Here is a 17629-nt window from a genome sequence, read left to right as displayed (position 1 = left end):
CAAAACTTTATATTTTTCAGTTTAACGTCGCAGACAGTCGCAGATGAGTATGGTGAAATGAAAACAGCAAAAGATGCTTTCATTTGCTTTTAAAAAAAGATGGCAACAGGTGATATATCAAATTTGCAACCAGAAGACTCGAAACCCCGCGAGTCATTTCCTCCCAAGGTGAATTTATTCACCATGTTCCGACTCGGCTTATTTCAGATGGGATTGGGGATGATGTCCGTTTTGGCGCTGGGCATCCTCAACAGAGTCATGATTGGGGAGTTAGCAATTCCTGCCACAATTGCTGCGGGTGCCTTAGCGATGCACCAGTTTGTTGCCCCAGTGCGAGTGTGGTTTGGGCAAATGTCGGATGCAAAGCCGATATTGGGGTATCACCGCACGGGTTATGTGTGGATAGGCGCGACACTATTTGCGATCGCATCCTTCCTCGCCGTACAAGTAATGTGGCGGCTGGGCAATGTGGTGCAAGCTGCCGGGGGTTGGTCGTGGACAACCCAAACCTACGGCTGGACTGGTTTGCTGGCACTTGTCTTCGTGTTTTATGGCGTGGCGCTGAGTATGAGTTCGACTCCCTTTGCCGCGATGTTGGTGGATGTTTCCGATGAAGATAATCGTTCTAAACTCGTCGGGATTGTCTGGTCTATGTTGATGGTGGGAATTGTTATCGGGGCAATTCTCGGCAGCAGTTTGCTCAAGCAAGTCGGCACAGACGCACCCCTATCAGCATTGCAAGCCTCGATCGACCGCTTGTTTATGATTGTACCGGCGACCGTGGTGGGTCTGGCATTGCTGGCGACGGTGGGCGTCGAGAAAAAATATTCCCGCTATACCTCTCGTTCCACTTTAGTAGAGCGAGAAGATAGCATTACCTTGGGTAAGGCATTGCGAGTGTTAACCGCTAACCGGCAAACGGGAATCTTTTTTACGTTTTTGCTGGTGATGACGATTAGTTTGTTTATGCAGGAAGCAGTCTTAGAACCTTATGGGGGCGAGGTTTTCCGAATGCCAGTTTCGGAAACAACCAAGCTGAATGCTTACTGGGGACTGGGAACCCTGATTGGAATTAGCAGCACTGGTTTTTTGATTGTGCCGCGCCTAGGTAAGCAAAAAACCGCTAAGCTAGGCTGTTTGTTAGTAGCCGCTTGTTTTGTGTTGATTATCCTGTCAGGATTTAGCCAAAATCAAAAGTTATTGCAGGGTGCGTTATTCTTGTTTGGGCTTGCCTCTGGCGTCACAACCACCGGCGCGATTAGCTTAATGCTGGATCTGACAGCAGCGGAAACAGCCGGTACGTTTATCGGTGCTTGGGGATTGGCGCAGGCAATGGCACGGGCACTGGCAACCGTGACGGGAGGTGCTGTTTTGGATGTGGGGAAACAGCTATTTGCAAACCCGGTACTCTCTTATGGATTGGTATTTGCGCTGCAAGCCGTGGGGATGGTGCTAGCGGTTTGGTTCCTCAGTCGGGTAAATGTGTCAGAATTTCGCACAGATGCCAAAAATGCGATCGCAACTGTCCTGGAAGGTGAATTAGACTAACGAATTGCGAATAGATCATCGCTAATGGTGAATTGTATTGCCATTAGCCATCAACCCCGAACCACGAACGCAGATGACAGATTTTTGGGAGAAGGTTCTCAGCTTTGCACAAGAGACGACTGTTAGACTCGGTGAGCAACTGCTGCAAGATTTTGGACAGATCCAGGCAGAACATAAAGCAGATGGGAGTTTGGTAACGCAGGCAGATAAGTGGGCGGATCGAGAAATTCGAGAAGCGATCGCGCGCACATTCCCCAGCCACGATGTTTTGAGTGAAGAGGCAGAACATACCTTTTTCGGTTCCGAATGGTGCTGGGTCATCGATCCGGTTGATGGCACCACCAATTTCACGCGGGGAATTCCAATCTGGGGAATTTCAATGGGGTTGCTTTATCAAGGCACTCCGGTATTCGGGTACGTGTATTTCCCCCCCACCAGGCAATCTTTTCACGGCTTTTGGCACGGTGAAGGCGGTGACAATGGTGCTTTTTTAAATAATCGCCCGATTCACACTAGTCCAGATGCTCCGAGTAATAGTCACTTCTTCTGCGTGTGTGCCAGAAGTACCTCTATCTTGCAGAAACCTTTCCCCTGCAAAATCCGGATGCTGGGCGTCACCACCTACAATTTCCTGGCAGTTGCTTCCGGTACCAGCTTGGGCGGGGTTGAATCTACCCCCAAAGTTTGGGATATTGCAGCAGTTTGGGCAATTTTGCAGGCGGCGGGTGGGGTTTGGATACCGCTGAATTCAAAACCTGTGTTTCCTTTGCAAAAAGGAGTGAATTATGGCAGTATTTCTTTCCCCACTTTAGTCGTGAGTCGTCCCGAACTCGTCCCAACTTTTCAACCTTTAGTGCAATTTTTGGGCAATAACAATTGACACTCCCGCTCTTTAAGGAAAGCTTCTCACATCTAGCTGAGGGCGGTTGAAATCAATCCTCTTCCCTCAGCCCTCTTCCCTGACTCCTCAGCCCTCACTCTTTTTCTCTCAGCCCTCAGTCCTCAGCCCTCAGTCCTCAGCCCTCTCTAATAACCGCTTGGGGCACCTTCGCCGCGAGGATCGGCAGCACCTTCTAATAAGCCTTCAGGGGTCACGACGATCGCGTTCGCATTTCCCCAAGGCGATCGCTCTTCGATTTTGTGCCCTCGACGGCTCAGTTCTGCAAGCGTGGCGGCGTCTAAGCCGTAAGGTTCCACGTTGAGCTTGTCCGGAAGCCATTGATGATGGATACGGGGGGCGGAAACGGCGGCACCAGCATCCCTGCCGTATTCCAGGACGTTGAGGACAACTTGCATCACGGTAGTAATGATCGTGCTACCCCCAGGCGCACCGACAGCCATCCGCAGCTTGCCATTTTCGGTGACGATCGTTGGGGTCATACTGGAGAGGGGAATTTTGCCGGGAGCGATCGCATTCGCTTCACCGCCCACTAAGCCAAAAACATTGGGGACTCCCGGCGCAGCGGCAAAATCGTCCATCTCGTCATTTAGCAGAATTCCCGTTCCCGGCACCACCACACCCGATCCAAACCCGTAGTTAATCGTAAACGTGAGGCTGACAGTATTGCGCTCCTCATCGACTACCGTTAAATGAGACGTATCTTGCGATTCCTTGGACTTGCCAAAGCCTTGTAGCGTCTCCTGATTCGCTGCCTTTACCTCAGTGGAAGCTCGTGCCCGTTCTAGACTAATTTCCTGGCGTCTTTTGGCAGCGTATGCCGGATCGATCAGAGCGTTAACCGGGACTTTCACAAAAGCCGGATCGCCCAAATGTACGGCTCGATCTGCATAAGCGATCCGCATGGCTTCCACCATCAGATGCAGGGTGTCCGGGTGGTGCCATCCTTTGGATTTTAAATCGGTTTCCCCGATAATATTTAACATTTGCAACAGGTGAACGCCTCCCGACGAAGGCGGCGGCATCGAGCAAATCCGAGCAGCCCGGAAATTGCCGCAGACGGGGGCGCGCCAGGTCGTTTTGTAAGATTTTAAATCTTCAAGGGAAATCAACCCCCCATTTTTTGCCATATCGCTGGCGATCGCGCGGGCAATGTCGCCAGTATAGAAGTCTTGAGGATTGAGGGCGATCGCTTGTAAGGTTTTGGCTAAATCTTTTTGTACCAGTTTCTCTCCCGGTGCAAACAAAGTGCCGTTCGGCGCAAAAATTTGTCGGGCTGCGGGATTATTGAGAATGGCATCCTTGCGGTTTCCAGCAACTTGGGCAAAACGCGAGGTAGGGTTGATCGTAGAGCCTTCGTTGGCAAAACGAATCGCCGGTGCGATCGTTTCTTTCCAGGGAAGTTTGCCATACTGGCGATGGAGTTCGTACAGTCCCGCCACCGTTCCGGGCACTGCTACTGACAAATATCCATTGACACTGGCATTGGGACGCACTTTCCCCGCTGCATCCAGGTACATATCCCGCGTTGCCTTCAGGGGGGCGCGTTCGCGAAAGTCAAGCGCCTTGATTTCGCCAGTTTTCTCCAAGCGCACCAGCGCAAAACCCCCGCCGCCGATCCCAGCCGAAAAAGGCTCGACAACGGAAATGGCAAAAGCAGTTGCCACGGCTGCATCGACTGCATTGCCTCCCTTGCGTAACATACTCAACCCGGCATCACTTGCCAGTCGGTGAGCGGAGACAACCATCCCCCGTTTGCTTCGCAGAGGCTGTATAAATGCTGCGGGTGCTTTGTCGCACCAAGACACGGAGACAGAGACAAGAACTGTCACCAGTGCCAGGGAAAAACGCTTAGACCTTAGAGAAATAGGCATTATTGTGGTGCAACAGAGCGATCGCTTTTGCCACTAAAGATATCACTTACCACTAGCGATGATTGTTTTTTTTCTTGAACCAATCGCTTTTCCTTACCACCATTCAAGATTGGGTGCGTCCGGTGAGGTTAGCGATCGCTGTCGCTAACTCCACGGGGTTGACTGGCTTAGAAATGTGTACCTGGAAACCTGCTTGGAGCGCCTTTGTACGGTCTTCAACTCTGGCGTAGGCGGTCAGCGCTACAGCCGGAATTGTTCTACCTTGTGTATCCAGCGCCCTGACTTGACGAATCAGGTCGTAGCCATCTTCTTCCGGCATCCCAATATCGCTCACCAAGATATCCGGCTGCAAGCGGTGGAGGGCTTCCAGTGCTTCGCGGGCACTCGTCACAGCGGTGACTTGGGCGTGGTATTGCTCCAAGATGGCAGTTAGCACTTCGCGGGCGTCGGGTTCATCATCCACAATTAGCACTCGCAACCCATCCAGCGTTACGGCACAGGAAGCGAAGTCGGCGGTGGAAGGAGGAAGGTGAGAATCTAATTCATCTTTCCGGTTTTCTGCTTCCTCCCTTCGGAGCGGTAAATTCACAATAAAGGTTGCGCCTAAGCCAATTCCGGGGCTTTGGGCGCGGACGGTTCCCCCTTGCAATTCTACGAGGTGGCGCACGATCGCAAGTCCAAGTCCGAGTCCGCCATGCGATCGCGTCGTTGTACCATCGGCTTGACGGAAGCGTTCAAATACATAAGGGAGAAAGTCGGCACTAATCCCTTGTCCCGTGTCAGTTACTCTGATTTCGGCATAGTTGGAAATCGGGAATGGTTCGTTCCCATTCCCCCTGCCTACAGAAAGTTGTACCTCGATCCGCCCTCCCTTGGGGGTGAACTTGACGGCGTTAGAAAGCAGATTCCAGACGACTTGCTGCAAACGAGCGGAATCGCCCAAAATGAGTCCGACTGAGCGATCGCATCTAGAGTCAATTTGAATGTTTTTCGCTTCTGCTGCGGGTAGCACCGTATCGATAGCGGCCTCAATCACGGGTACAAGTTCGATGGGACGCACATTTAGGCGCAACTTGCCGGTAATAATCCGCGAGACATCTAGGACATCCTCAATCAATTGAGACAGTGACCTGGTATTGCGGTCGATGGTTTCCAGGGCGCGGGTGGCAGTGGCTGGGTCAAATTTCCGGGTACGCAGGAGTTGAGTCCATCCCAGCATGGCGTTGAGAGGCGTTCGCAGTTCGTGGGAAAGGGTCGCTAAAAACTCATCTTTGGTGCGGTTTGCTTCTTGGGCTTCCCGGTAAAGGCGTGCATTCTCAACCGCGACGGAAGCCATCTGTGCCAGTTGGACGAAGATGGCTTCATCTTGTTCGGTGAACTCACCCTCGTATTTATCCGACAGTTGAATCAAACCGATATTTTTCCCGTTGTGTCCCGTCAGGGGTGCAGCTAGCCAGCCTCGCATTGGTAGATTATCAACAGTTTTGTCAAATTCTTTCCAAGCCGGATGTGCCTCCAGCTCAGCTTGCGTCATCCGCATCGGGCGGTTCCTCTGCCAGACAAGCGAGTAGATGCTCGTCGTCACATCAAGTTCTTCAGGGGATTCGCGCCTGGCTGCATATTTGTCTGACACAGAGATGGCGTTGAGAGACTGCGCCCAGTCTTGATTAAAACTTAGTTTGGCGTGTGACTGGTGGGCACCGATGATGGTACGCGCTTGGTCAGCGATCGCTTGCAACCGCTCATCAATCGAGAGTGTAGAGTTGATGGCTAAAGCAGCATCCGCCAAGCCTCGAAGTTGGGTCGCCCGTTGTTGTTCGTTGAGCAAAAGTTGATTGCGTTCTTGCTCTAACTGCTTGCGCTCGCTAATATCGGCAACAATGGACATACAGCTAAGATTTCCCTGAGCGTCACGCACCGGACACGCCCAGACACTGATATCAACCAGTGAACCGTCCTTCTTTCGGCGACGTGTTTCTATAGCCGTTAATGTTCCGCCTTGCTCGATAGCATCAAGTTGTGCTATAAACTCGTCTCGTTTATCTTCTAGGATGCTAGGAAGAAAACAGCCGACTACCTCTTGTTCGCTCCAGCCGAAGATCCGCTCATCTGCTGGATTCCACAGTTTTACCGTTCCATCATCAATACTGAGAACTGTAATCCCCAGGGGACAAGCTTGAATCAGGCTGTCAAGAGTTTGGTTCGTTGCTTGCAGCGCTTCCTCAGCTCGCTTCCGTTCGCTGATGTCTTCAACCATGCCCAATCCATAGCAGGGGTTCCCTTCTCGATCGTAAATTGCCGTAGCTGTAAGATTAATCCATAAAATTTCCCCATTTTTCTTGATATAACGTTTTTCTACTTGATAGCGAGTTAGTTCACCTGTGAATAATTGCTCTGTATAGCGCCAATCTTTTTCAACATCTTCGGGGTGGGTAATCTCTGTAAAGGTCAATTGACTGAGTTCTTGCTCTGGGTATCCCAACATCTCACAGTAGGTTTTATTCATTTTGACCAAACGACCGTTTAAGTCAACCACGGAGATGCCAATGGGTGCCTCTTCAAAAAATTTTCGGAATCGTTCTTCGCTTTCTCGAAGTGCTTCCTCGGCTCGGACGCGCTCTGTAATATCTTCGTGTACCAAAACCACTTCGCGAATATTTCCGGTTTCATCTTTGACGGGATAGATGAAAGCCTGCGTCCAGCGTTCTTGCTCGTGGAAATCTCCTAGCTCCGAAACATAGTAGACGATGGGTGGCATGGCTGTCGCCTCGCCAGCAAATGCCTTTTGAATGTACGGCATGATGCCTTTAGCAACTAATTGCTCATCCTGCAACAGGTTGTATTCCGAAAGTTGGTCAAGCGTGATTCCCCAAAGTTTCTCCCAAGCCTGGTTTACCTGAAGAATCCGACCGTCGAGAGCCATAATTTGCGTACTCAACGGGGACTGATCCACCAAAGCTCGGAAGCGAGCTTCTGATACTCGCAATTCCTGCTCAGCGCGTTTGCGTAGCGTAGCGTGCCGCAGGCTTTCGCTTAAGTCAATCGCAAAACCCACTCCGATTTTGTTCGCTCCGCCCAGATAGCCTGTCCCCACTAGGACGGGAACCCTGGTGCCGTCTTTGCGGATGTATTCTTTCTCGAAAGGCGTATGGGTGCCTGTCTGCTGCATCGCCTCCATCGCCTGCAAATCTAAATGCCGATATTCTGGCGGCGTCATTTCCGCCCAGTTCGCTTTTCCGGATAGCACTTCCTCCTGTGTATAACCGACGATGTTACAAAAGACATCGTTTGCTTCCAGGATATTGCCAGAAAAGTCCGCAATGATAACCCCGATAATATTTGACTCAATCAAGCGTCTCGCCCGTACTTCACTTTCTCGCAGAGCCTCTTCAGCTTGCTTGCGCTGGGTGATGTCGCGGGAAATGACCACGATCCCCTTGATGCTTTTATCCTGATTGTGCAGGGGGGCGACGATATATTCGTAGTGTTGCAAGCCGCTAGCACCTAAGAACTCGTTCTCATGTCTGATCGGTTCTCCGGTAGAGATGACTTCTTCTCTGTGAGCATCAAATCGGCTCATAATTTCTTCTGGCAAGCCGATATCTCGCCAAGTTTTGCCTACCAGCTCGCTTGGCTGGAACCCTACCACTTGGGCACCGCCAGCGCTTACATATTGGTAGCGACCTTCACGATCGAAGATGTAAATGTGATCGACAGATGCCGAAAGAATTGCATCCAGCGTACTGGCTTGTTCTTGAAGCTCGTTTGCGAGATGCCGAGAGTTTTCTTCCGCTTGTTTGCGTAGCGTAGCGTGCCGCAGGCTTTCGCTAATGTCCTGTTGAGTTCCCCACGCTCGTACTAAAAAACCATTTTCCACAATTCCTACGAGGTTATTTAAAAAATATTTGGGATTTCCTTCTTTATCCACCTCATAGGATTCTGCATCGCTGAGTCGGTAGCCAGACTGAATAAACGCCCGCAAATATTCAATATTATGTGGCTCGGAGGGAATTAAAAAATCTTCTAATCTTACCCCAATAATTTCTTCTACACTACTAAACCCATACATTTGAGCCATGACCCGATTGCATTCAGCTAAGTATCCATGTTGGTAAAAACGCTGAATCTGCTCATCTTCTGTCACTTCTATGGGAATCGGTTGCTCAAGTTCAAATCGCCAAATTCCTTCTGAACTCCGCTCAATAAAAGCGCGGTAGCGTTCTTCGCTGTTCCGCAACAAGGCTTCAGCTTGCTTGCGCTCAGTAATGTCTCGAATAATACTTAAAACTATTTTTTTATTGCCAATTCCTAAGCTTTGGGCACTCACTTCTACCGGAAAAGAACTCCCGTCTTTCCGGTAGTGAATGGTTTCAAACAAAATTCCTTCTTTGTCTGCTTGTTCAATTTGCTGAGCGATTAAATCCTGAGTTTGTGGCGCTCGTAAATCGTTAATCTTCAGGGAAATCAACTCTGATTTAGAGTAACCATAAGCCTTAACAGCAGCTTGGTTTGCTTCAATAATTTGACCATCAAGCTGAATATATAAAACAATGTCACGACTGTGTTGAGAAAGAAGTTGATATCGTTTTAATTCTTCCTCAGCGGCTTTGCGCTCGGTGACATCAGTTAACATCGCGATCGCTTTTGGCATCGCTTCACCTTTCGCGTCGCTGACACCGCCTTCATTAAAAATAAGATTTGTGGAGACAATTGCCCAAAGCGTCGAACCGTCTTTGCGGCGGTAACGGAAGTCAAACTGCTCGTTGATACCCTGCTTCCCACGCTCCAAAGATTGCTCTAACTGAATGCGAGCCTCTTCATCCATGAAGTCAAAAATTGGACGACCGAGCATCTCTTCTACACCGTAACCGAACATCTCGGCTAACCGTTGATTGACGTACTCTATTCGCATTTGGGCATCCAATAACCAGATGCCCTCGTTAGCCGTCTCGACGATGCTACGATACCGCTCCTCGCTGGCTCGTACTTTTAATATGTTCTTCTCGGATCGATGCTTGGCAGCTTTTAATTCCGCGCTGAGCCAACTAATAAATAATGCCACCAACCCAAACACCGCCACTCGCAGGATGTCCCCTCCACCAAACAAAACTGAATGGAACGGCGGGATAAAAAAATAAGAAATCGTTAAAGTAGACAAAACAGTAGCTAACAGTCCCGGTTTCGAGCCGCCGTACCAGGAACTCAACATCACGGCAGCAAAAAAAAGTGGGGAAATGTGCGGCTGAATGTGCGGCAATAACCACAGCGTCAGTACCCCAGCGCTAGCAACGGCGAGTACAGCAACACCGTAGCGCCGTAATCGAGGGTTGATTTTTTTTAACATATTCTGTTCTCCTGGCGGGTTCGGCATTTGGAGCGCTTCGCACTAATGCCAACACCGATTCTTGATGTAAAAAATGAAAAACGAATCTCCCGCGCCAGCGCGATCGCGTTGCGCTGACTTGTCAGTTCGCTGGTTCGCACATCTACCCTAATGGCTCCTCGATCCGTATCATAGCCAGATGTCAAGATTTAGCGCCTCTATATTGCAAAATACTGATGATGCCAGTGTTAAACACAAAAATCAGCTCCAATTACGCTGTTGCACAAGATTGCACCATACTGTAACAATTTTGCGCGGTTGGGTTGTGAGGTTGGGAGAGTCTATTTACTACCCCCGATGCATTCATCCCTTAATTAGGGAAAGCTCCAATTACTGCAAGGGTTCAATCGCATTGTGCATTAAGTCTCCTAAAATTATCGGGGGATTAAGAATTTAAAAAAATAATGGCTCGTAGCCCTACTTTATCTTTTGATCGTGGCACTTTAATATTGCATCCGCCTCCTAGGGGCAAAGCTTGGGTGGAATATGCGACTTGGGACGATCGCGTGGAAAAGTTCCGCATTCCAGCGATGCACTATCGTCAACTGGTAGAAGCACTACAAGCGGAAGAAACAAATTTTATCGATGAGGCGAAGGGTTTTCAAGCGCTGGAACTCGTCGCCAGCATGGAAATGGAACCCTACCCGCATCAAACTGAGGCGCTGATGGCTTGGAAGCAAGCGGGACGTCAGGGAGTAGTGGTGCTGCCTACGGCGGCTGGGAAGACGTATCTGGCTCAACTGGCGATGCAGGCGACGCCGCGCAGTACGTTAATTGTGGTGCCGACACTGGATTTGATGCACCAGTGGTATGCCCACTTGACGGCAGCTTTTCCGGATGCAGAGGTGGGGTTGCTGGGAGGGGGTTCGCGGGATAGAACAGCAATTCTGGTTGCCACTTACGACAGTGCGGCAATTCATGCCGAAAACTTGGGCAATCGCTATGCCATGCTCGTGTTTGATGAGTGTCACCACTTACCGACTGATTTTAATCGGGTGATTGCCGAATATGCGATCGCGCCCTACCGACTGGGACTGAGTGCGACTCCGGAGCGTTCTGACGGCAAACACGCCGATCTAAATCTTCTCATTGGTTCCGAAGTTTACCGCAAAACGGCAGAGGAACTTTCGGGTTCGGCACTCGCTGAGCATGAGATCGTGCAGATTAAAGTCAAGTTATCGCAACTAGAGCGCGATCGCTATAACGAGTTAATTCAACTCCGCAACAACTTTTTGCGAGAGTCCAATATTTCTCTGGGTAGCATACAAGGTTGGCAGCAGTTTGTGATGAGAAGTGCTGGTTCGCCAGCGGGACGCCGGGCGATGCTAGCCCACCGGGAAGCCAAAGATATCGCCTTGGGTACAGACGGCAAACTGCGAATTCTCGCCAATTTGATTGCTGAACACCACCCAGAACGAATTTTGATTTTTACGGCTGATAACGCGACCGTTTATCGCATTTCCCAGGATTTCTTAATCCCAGCGATTACCCATCAAACGCCGGTGAAGGAACGCCACGAGATATTAACTCGGTTTCGGGAGGGAGAATACAAAACTCTGATCGCTTCCCACGTCCTGAATGAAGGGGTGGATGTCCCCGCCGCTAGTGTGGCAATTATCTTATCGGGCACGGGTTCCCAGCGTGAGTTTATTCAGCGGATGGGACGGGTTTTGCGAAAAAGTCAGGATAAAAATAAACGTGCCATTCTCTATGAGGTGGTGGCGGAAAATACGAGTGAGGAAGGTACGTCCCAGCGGCGGCGGGGAGATAAGAAAAACGAACCGCCAAGGCGCAGAGAACGCGAAGAAAGAGAGGAGAAGAAAGGTAAACAATTGGAGATTTTGCCGTCGAAACCGATTTATGGGGTAAATTCTAATGTCGCTAAGCGAGCAGCGGAGTCACCGGCAAAATGGGGAGAGGAGGATGAACCACCCATTAGCGATTAGCAATTAGCAATTAGCAATTATCTAAATCCAAATGTTACCTACCGACCTTTTAATCCACCGTCAAAATGGCGAAACAATAGTCCCAAAACGCTTAAATATAGATGATAAGCATCTAGAGATTGCATCCGATCTGATTACCTGTTTTCAGGAAGCGCTTGGTTGTACGCAGGGAGAACTCGATCGCCAGTTGCTGGAGTTAGAAGGAGACAGTCCAGATTATCGCCTAAAGCGAGGACTTGCCCACATTCTCAAAAGCAGTTTGTGTACGTTTGAAATCGTCAGTCCCTTGGAACCGCAAGAATTGCGGGAACGAGTCTTTGCGCTGGCGGCTCAATCTGTTCCCAGTCCCCAAGCGTCGGCGCAGACACTAAGCTTATTAGCTGACAAACTCAGCCAGGAACTCGATCGAGAAGTGCTGGAAAGTCAAATTCGCATGGGACTTTACGCCGATTTAGCCGAGAATCGCATTCTCACTCAGTTTGACACTCCCACGCCCGAAAATTTGTTGCACCGCTACAATTTATCCCAGGTGCAGGGTGTCTTCTATCGTGCGAGTCAAATTACCCTGAATGCTCACCGCAACGTTCCGGGCGAATATAAGCTGTTATTCCGCTATCTCAAATTATTTCAATTGATGGCATATATTGAAGGCGATGCGGATCATGGCTTCACGATAACAGTGGATGGCCCTACCAGTTTATTTAAGCCGAGTACGCGCTATGGGTTAGCGATCGCTAAACTCCTCCCAGCTTTACTCCACGTCACTAAATGGAGTCTCAGCGCCACGCTGCAAAACCGCGATGCCTTCACTGGCAACTGGAAAACCGGACGCTTTACGCTGAATTCTGAATGTGGTTTGGTGTCCCACTATCCACCTGGCAAGCCTTATGACAGTATGTTAGAGGCGTCTTTTGCCGACCGCTGGGACGCGCTGAAAAGTGAATGGGTATTAGAAAGAGAAGTTGACCTTATCCCCATTCCAGGCAGTGTCATGATTCCTGACTTTCGCTTAGTGCATCCTGATGGTCGCACGTTCTTACTCGAAATTGTCGGCTACTGGCGTCCCGAATACTTGCAAAAGAAGTTTTCCCAGGTGCGTCGCGCTGAATGCGAGAACTTAATTTTAGCGATTTCTGAGCGGCTAAATTTGGAGAAAGCCGGTGTTAAATTGAACGATGTACCGGCAAGAATTGTTTGGTTTAAAGATAAATTAGCACCCAAGGCGGTGCTAGCGGCAATGGATTAATCTCTACTTGCTTTCAGAAGAGTGCATTCGTCGCTCTGCTCATCATGACAGCTCACTTTGGCAATTTGTTTTGGCAATTTGTTATCAACGCTACCGAAATCCAGTTAATCTACTTTTAAATATTTTCTCGCTTCTACGTAACTTTCCGATTCCCTACTTGCATAGAAAACTATATAGCAATTTTCGTTTGGAGCAGTACAGTTTAACCCCCCTCCGGCTTCTCTCCGAAAGCCGAGTGGGTTTGAGGTTCAATGTGGAGCGCATACTTAGCGAGAACCGCGATACCAACTCTCGAAAAAGAATTTTTTTAACGTAGGGACTGCCCCAATACTGCTCCTTGAAAAATAATAATTTTAGCTTGACTTTAGCAGCAAAAAAAACAACAAATACTAATTTTGGTGGTTTAGCTCTCGTCAAATCTTATTAAGGAGTGCCCACTACTTAAGCATTGAGTATACTTTACTTCTACTTCTATCGGAAGTAGGAAGACGATTACAGAGGAATGAGTTTTAATCAAGTGCATCCCGATTTTAGGAGAAACCAAGTAGATACCGATGAATAAAGATCTTAAAACTCAAATTAAAACGCGAGTTGGCATGATGTTGGTTGTGAGTGCTGGAATTTTGCTGAGTTTTCCAGCTACTGCACTAATTAATAGTCCTAATAATCACTCCAATGCTGGTAGTGGCTCCGAGCAAGCTGATTTAACTGTGAGTAGCCAAGAGTTATTCGCTCAAGATGCGCCAGCCAGCCCCGAAGATAGTCCCGAAGATAGTCCCGAAGCCAGTCCTGAAGCCAGTCCCGAAGCCAGTCCCGAAGCTAGCCCTGAAGCCAGTCCTGAAGCTAGTCCTGAAGCCAGTCCTGAAGCTAGCCCCGCAGCTAGTCCTTCAACCACAAGTACTATGAACAACAACAACACCGACCTCATGCCAGGAATTTGGCTATGTTTAAATAATCCTAGCCCGCAGTGTGGTAATCCCCCCAGACCTTAAACTCTCCACCTGTCTGGAGTGCGAAGGGGGCGCGAAGGGAGCGCGATCGCACTCCAGCGACCAATAAAAAAGCCCCCAGAAATGGGGGCTTCTTCTTTATGTTTTAGTAGCGACGAGAGAAACTGTTGTTTCTGCGACCGCCACCATCGGACGAACTTCTGTCTTCGCGGGGCTTGGCTTTATTCACTTTCATGTCACGACCCATCCATTCAGCACCATCCAGGGCTTCAATGGCAGCTGTTTCTTCAGCCTCGGTAGACATTTCCACAAAACCAAAGCCGCGCGGACGACCTGTTTCGCGGTCAGTGGGTAGCTGAACCCGCTTTACAGAACCATATTCTGCAAAAACGCCGGTTAAATCGGCTTCGGTAACGTCGTAGGACAAATTACCTACATAAATAGACATAGATCGACTCCAAAATCATAGGAACGTGGAGATTTAGATTTCGGAGAGGAGTCTGTTAAGACCAAGACGAAAAAGCCAGTCAATAAAAACAAAACCTTGCAACCGAATCAACTCTCATTTGAGATGATAGCATTTTAGAATTTGATCTGGAAAAGAGCCATAAAAGTATTACAAAACGCAATATTGAGGATGATGTAGGGGCAAAAGGCGCTCGCATACTTGGATCGGCAGTTCTCTCCCCTTCTCTCCACTTAACCGAGGATAACGGTGCGCGATCGCATCAAAAGAGTCAGTACCCGCATGGGCGAGGAGACTCCATCCTGACAGCCCTATTTTCCAGTGAAATCCAAAGCGCTGAGTGCTGACAAAATGTATCTTCAAGAAGACGTTAAGCTGCATAGAAACTGTAAGTAAGTTTGGGTTGTTTGGAATCAGCAACCAGAAGCACAGAATTTGGACGGGTCTACGCGCTTAAACAACAAGCCATGTCTTCAGCCTTGCAGCCAGAATCGGATAGCTACTGACAACAGATGCGATAACCGCAAGCCTTCTACAACTCAAAATCTAAAATGGGATTAGTGTTGTGGATCAAAGCGATTGACGAAGGCGGCTACTGCAATCATTGGCAACCCCACCAACAGGCAAATGAGCCATTGATTTAAGTTCAGTGGTGTTGTGGAGAATAAGCCATTCATTAGGCTCCACTGACTGAAGATTACTTGCAAAAGCACAGTGCAGGCAATCCCAATTGCCAGGGCTGGGGAATTGCGAATGCGTCCGATGCCACGAATTTTGGCGATGACAGCATTTCCAAAGTGGCTAATGCTTAAAAGATAAAAGATTCTCCCGACCACTAAAGCCTGGATTGCCATTGTGCGGGCTAAATCAATATTCCCGGTTGTTTGTTTCATCCATTCAAATACGCCAAAAATTACAATCCAGTTAAAAGCAGAAATTACTAAGATCCGCTTTAACAGACTGCCAGAAAGCAAGGGTTCATTCGGGTTGCGTGGAGGCTGTTGCATCACCTGCTGAGATTTAGGCTCAAAGGCTAAGGGGACGGTCATTGCAATGGAATTAACCATATTTAGCCAGAGAACTTGTAAAGATAAGATGGGCAATTCTCTAGCGAGTAACACGCTAATCAAAATCGTCATCGATTCGCCACCATTAACGGGGAGAATGAAGGCGATCGCTTTCAGGAGATTTCGGTAAACGGTACGACCTTCCTCAACAGCCGCTTCTATCGAGGCAAAGTTATCATCGGTCAAAATCATATCGGCGGCTTCTTTTGCTACCTCAGTACCCGCACCTCCCATTGCAATCCCAATATCTGCTTGCTTGAGTGCAGGCGCATCGTTAACCCCATCCCCCGTCATCGCGACAACTTCGCCTTTAAGTTGTAAAGCTTCGACAAGACGGAGTTTTTGTTCCGGTGCGACACGGGCAAACACGACTCCATCTTCTACCGCTGTCGCCAGTTCTTGTTCATTCATTTGAGCAAGATCTTGTCCGGTGAATGCCAGAACTTCCCCATGCTTTTTCAATTCCATGCGAGAAGCGATCGCTGCTGCGGTGACAGCATGATCGCCCGTAATCATCTTGACTTGAATCCCCGCTTCTTGACAGGCTTGCACGGCAGCGATCGCTTCTTTTCGCGGCGGATCGATCATCCCCTGCAATCCGATGAAAATCAGATTCTTTGCAATATCACCATGATCTACTGATTGTTGCTCGGCTGACACGGGCTTCTTCGCCAAGGCCAACACCCGTAGCCCTTGTTCTGCCATTGCATCGACTTCCCGATGCACCGTTTCTCCATCCACAGGGATCAAACTCCCATCAGCATCTAGCATCTGCTGACAGCGCTGGAGAATTGCCTCCACCGAACCCTTCACGTAAATCGTCGTACCGGGGTTTCCCCGCCCGTCCCCATCGCTTTTACCTTCATGCAACGTTGCCATGTACTGAAATTCAGACTCAAACGGAATAACATCCAACCTAGGCATTTCTCGCTCTAAGTTTGACTGCTTTAATCCCACTTTATTGGCAACAGCAATTAAAGCTCCCTCTGTCGGATCGCCAATCACAACCCATTGCTCGTCCTTGACTTCAAGGCGGGAGTCATTGCATAACAATCCGGCTTTTAAACACTCTAGAAGAACGGGGAAATTGTTCAGGTTAATCGGTTTTTCTTCTAACAGGATTTCCCCTGCCGGATTGTAGCCGCTACCGCTGGCTGTATAGTGCTGACCTCCGGCATAAATGGCTTGTACCGTCATCTGGTTTTCAGTCAAGGTGCCGGTTTTGTCAGAACAAATGACTGTGGCACCACCCAGAGTTTCAACGGCTGGCAACTTGCGGACAATAGCATGACGACGAGCCATGCGGGAAACGCCAATCGCCAGCGTCACCGTCACAACGGCAGGTAATCCTTCGGGAATCGCACTCACTGCCAAGGCTACGGCAGCTTCAAACATTTTTACCCAGGAATTGCCGTACCCCCAGCCCACGGCAAACGTTAGCGCGGCGACTCCTAGAATGACGTACAGCAATTTTCGACTGAATTTGTCAAATTTGCGAGTTAAGGGGGTTATCAGGCTGCTTCCCCGATCCATTAACTGGGAGATTCGCCCGGTTTCAGTCGCCTCCCCAATTGCGACGACAACGCCCCTGGCAGTACCAAATGTCACGAAGCTGCCAGCATAAGCCATATTGGTTCGCTCCGCCAAGGGTGCGTCTAGGTGCAAAAGCGGGGCTTCTGTTTCCGCCTCTTTTTGTACTGCAACCGACTCGCCGGTGAGTGCAGATTCGTTCACTTGCAAGTTACGCACCTTCACCAGTCGCAAATCGGCAGGTACTTTGTCTCCAGAAGTGAGGAGTACGAGATCGCCCGGTACTAACTCAGTCGAAGGAACTTGTACTTTTTGACCCTCGCGCAGTACATTTGCATCTGTTTGGACAGAAGAAGCTAAGGCAGCGATCGCGCTTTCGGCTTTTGATTCTTGGACAAATCCGATAATGGCGTTAATTAGCGTCACGCCCCAAATTACCCACGCATTCACCCATTCCCCTAGAAATGCCTTGACTGCACCAGCAATTAACAAAATATACAGGAGCGGTTGATTAAATTGCTGGAGAAATCGCACTAAGGGACTTTTTCCGGCTTTACCCTTGAGTTCGTTCGCTCCAAAACGTTCCTGTCGCTTTGTTACTTCAGCAGATGTCAAACCTGTTTCTATGTTGCTGTCTAAATTCTGAGCAACTTCTCCCACAGGTAGATGATGCCACTGATTTCCCACTGATTTCTCTTTCGCTGTTGCTGTCATTTTGTTG

Annotated in this window: 11 protein-coding genes; 5 read left to right on the top strand and 6 right to left on the bottom strand. The window is 49.2% G+C overall.

Annotation, left to right across the window (positions count from 1 at the left end):
* The first annotated feature begins 99 nt into the window (after positions 1-99).
* Both NC997_RS20340 and NC997_RS20335 read left to right on the top strand, forming a co-directional pair.
* Entirely contained in the window at positions 100-1548 is a 1449-nt protein-coding gene (locus tag NC997_RS20340) for a BCD family MFS transporter (RefSeq protein WP_190525422.1), read from the top strand.
* Positions 1549-1621: 73 nt separating this feature from the next.
* A complete protein-coding gene (locus NC997_RS20335) occupies positions 1622-2428 on the top strand; it encodes an inositol monophosphatase family protein (RefSeq protein WP_190525421.1) in 807 nt (268 codons plus the stop codon).
* 146 nt (positions 2429-2574) lie between these two features.
* On the opposite strand, the gene ggt is transcribed toward NC997_RS20335, so the two are convergent.
* The 3 genes from ggt to NC997_RS20320 form a co-directional block, all read right to left on the bottom strand.
* Positions 2575-4320, bottom strand: a complete 1746-nt coding sequence (gene ggt, locus NC997_RS20330) for a gamma-glutamyltransferase (protein WP_190525420.1) — start codon at positions 4318-4320, stop codon at positions 2575-2577.
* 103 nt (positions 4321-4423) lie between these two features.
* The gene (locus NC997_RS20325) at positions 4424-9664 is read right to left on the bottom strand and encodes a PAS domain S-box protein (RefSeq protein ID WP_190525419.1); all 5241 of its coding nucleotides are present in this window, start codon (positions 9662-9664) and stop codon (positions 4424-4426) included.
* On the bottom strand, positions 9658-9849 hold the full coding sequence (locus NC997_RS20320; protein WP_190525418.1) for a hypothetical protein: 192 nt from the start codon (positions 9847-9849) through the stop codon (positions 9658-9660). Before NC997_RS20320 ends, NC997_RS20325 begins: the two co-directional genes overlap by 7 nt.
* Positions 9850-10107: 258 nt before the next feature.
* Between NC997_RS20320 and NC997_RS20315 the strand changes: the two genes are divergently transcribed.
* The 3 genes from NC997_RS20315 (at position 10108) to NC997_RS20305 (ending at position 13887) form a co-directional block, all read left to right on the top strand.
* Positions 10108-11649 carry a DEAD/DEAH box helicase family protein gene (locus NC997_RS20315; protein WP_190434814.1) on the top strand — a complete coding sequence of 514 codons (1542 nt, stop codon included), beginning with the start codon at positions 10108-10110 and terminating at the stop codon, positions 11647-11649.
* A gap of 31 nt (positions 11650-11680) precedes the next feature.
* Positions 11681-12895 carry a DUF790 family protein gene (locus NC997_RS20310; protein ID WP_190525417.1) on the top strand — a complete coding sequence of 405 codons (1215 nt, stop codon included), beginning with the start codon at positions 11681-11683 and terminating at the stop codon, positions 12893-12895.
* Positions 12896-13449: 554 nt separating this feature from the next.
* Complete coding sequence (locus NC997_RS20305; protein ID WP_190416074.1) at positions 13450-13887, top strand: hypothetical protein; 438 nt, start codon at positions 13450-13452, stop codon at positions 13885-13887.
* A gap of 103 nt (positions 13888-13990) precedes the next feature.
* Here the strand turns inward: NC997_RS20305 and NC997_RS20300 are convergent, their stop codons facing one another.
* The 3 genes from NC997_RS20300 to NC997_RS20290 form a co-directional block, all read right to left on the bottom strand.
* Positions 13991-14293, bottom strand: coding sequence for an RNA-binding protein (locus NC997_RS20300; RefSeq protein WP_190416073.1), 303 nt, complete (start codon positions 14291-14293; stop codon positions 13991-13993).
* 168 nt (positions 14294-14461) lie between these two features.
* Positions 14462-14692 (bottom strand): hypothetical protein, encoded by a 231-nt coding sequence (locus tag NC997_RS20295; RefSeq protein WP_190416072.1) that lies wholly within the window; start codon positions 14690-14692, stop codon positions 14462-14464.
* A 176-nt stretch (positions 14693-14868) separates the two neighbouring features.
* Positions 14869-17622 (bottom strand): cation-transporting P-type ATPase, encoded by a 2754-nt coding sequence (locus NC997_RS20290; RefSeq protein ID WP_190525416.1) that lies wholly within the window; start codon positions 17620-17622, stop codon positions 14869-14871.
* Positions 17623-17629 lie beyond the last annotated feature (7 nt).

The organism is Trichocoleus sp. DQ-A2 (genome assembly GCF_039961915.1).
GTDB lineage: Bacteria > Cyanobacteriota > Cyanobacteriia > Cyanobacteriales > FACHB-T130 > FACHB-T130.
Note: the sequence above shows the minus strand (reverse complement) of the source record. Positions and strands in the feature narration are given on the sequence as shown.

Excerpts from the sequence above, each read along its gene's own strand:
- NC997_RS20310 (WP_190525417.1), top strand. The coding sequence starts at position 11,681 with ATGTTACCTACCGACCTTTTAATCCACCGTCAAAATGGCGAAACAATA.
- NC997_RS20325 (WP_190525419.1), bottom strand. The coding sequence starts at position 9,664 with ATGTTAAAAAAAATCAACCCTCGATTACGGCGCTACGGTGTTGCTGTA.
- NC997_RS20300 (WP_190416073.1), bottom strand. The coding sequence starts at position 14,293 with ATGTCTATTTATGTAGGTAATTTGTCCTACGACGTTACCGAAGCCGAT.
- NC997_RS20290 (WP_190525416.1), bottom strand. The coding sequence starts at position 17,622 with ATGACAGCAACAGCGAAAGAGAAATCAGTGGGAAATCAGTGGCATCAT.
- NC997_RS20305 (WP_190416074.1), top strand. The coding sequence starts at position 13,450 with ATGAATAAAGATCTTAAAACTCAAATTAAAACGCGAGTTGGCATGATG.
- NC997_RS20335 (WP_190525421.1), top strand. The coding sequence starts at position 1,622 with ATGACAGATTTTTGGGAGAAGGTTCTCAGCTTTGCACAAGAGACGACT.
- NC997_RS20315 (WP_190434814.1), top strand. The coding sequence starts at position 10,108 with ATGGCTCGTAGCCCTACTTTATCTTTTGATCGTGGCACTTTAATATTG.
- ggt (WP_190525420.1), bottom strand. The coding sequence starts at position 4,320 with ATGCCTATTTCTCTAAGGTCTAAGCGTTTTTCCCTGGCACTGGTGACA.
- NC997_RS20295 (WP_190416072.1), bottom strand. The coding sequence starts at position 14,692 with ATGCAGCTTAACGTCTTCTTGAAGATACATTTTGTCAGCACTCAGCGC.
- NC997_RS20340 (WP_190525422.1), top strand. The coding sequence starts at position 100 with ATGGCAACAGGTGATATATCAAATTTGCAACCAGAAGACTCGAAACCC.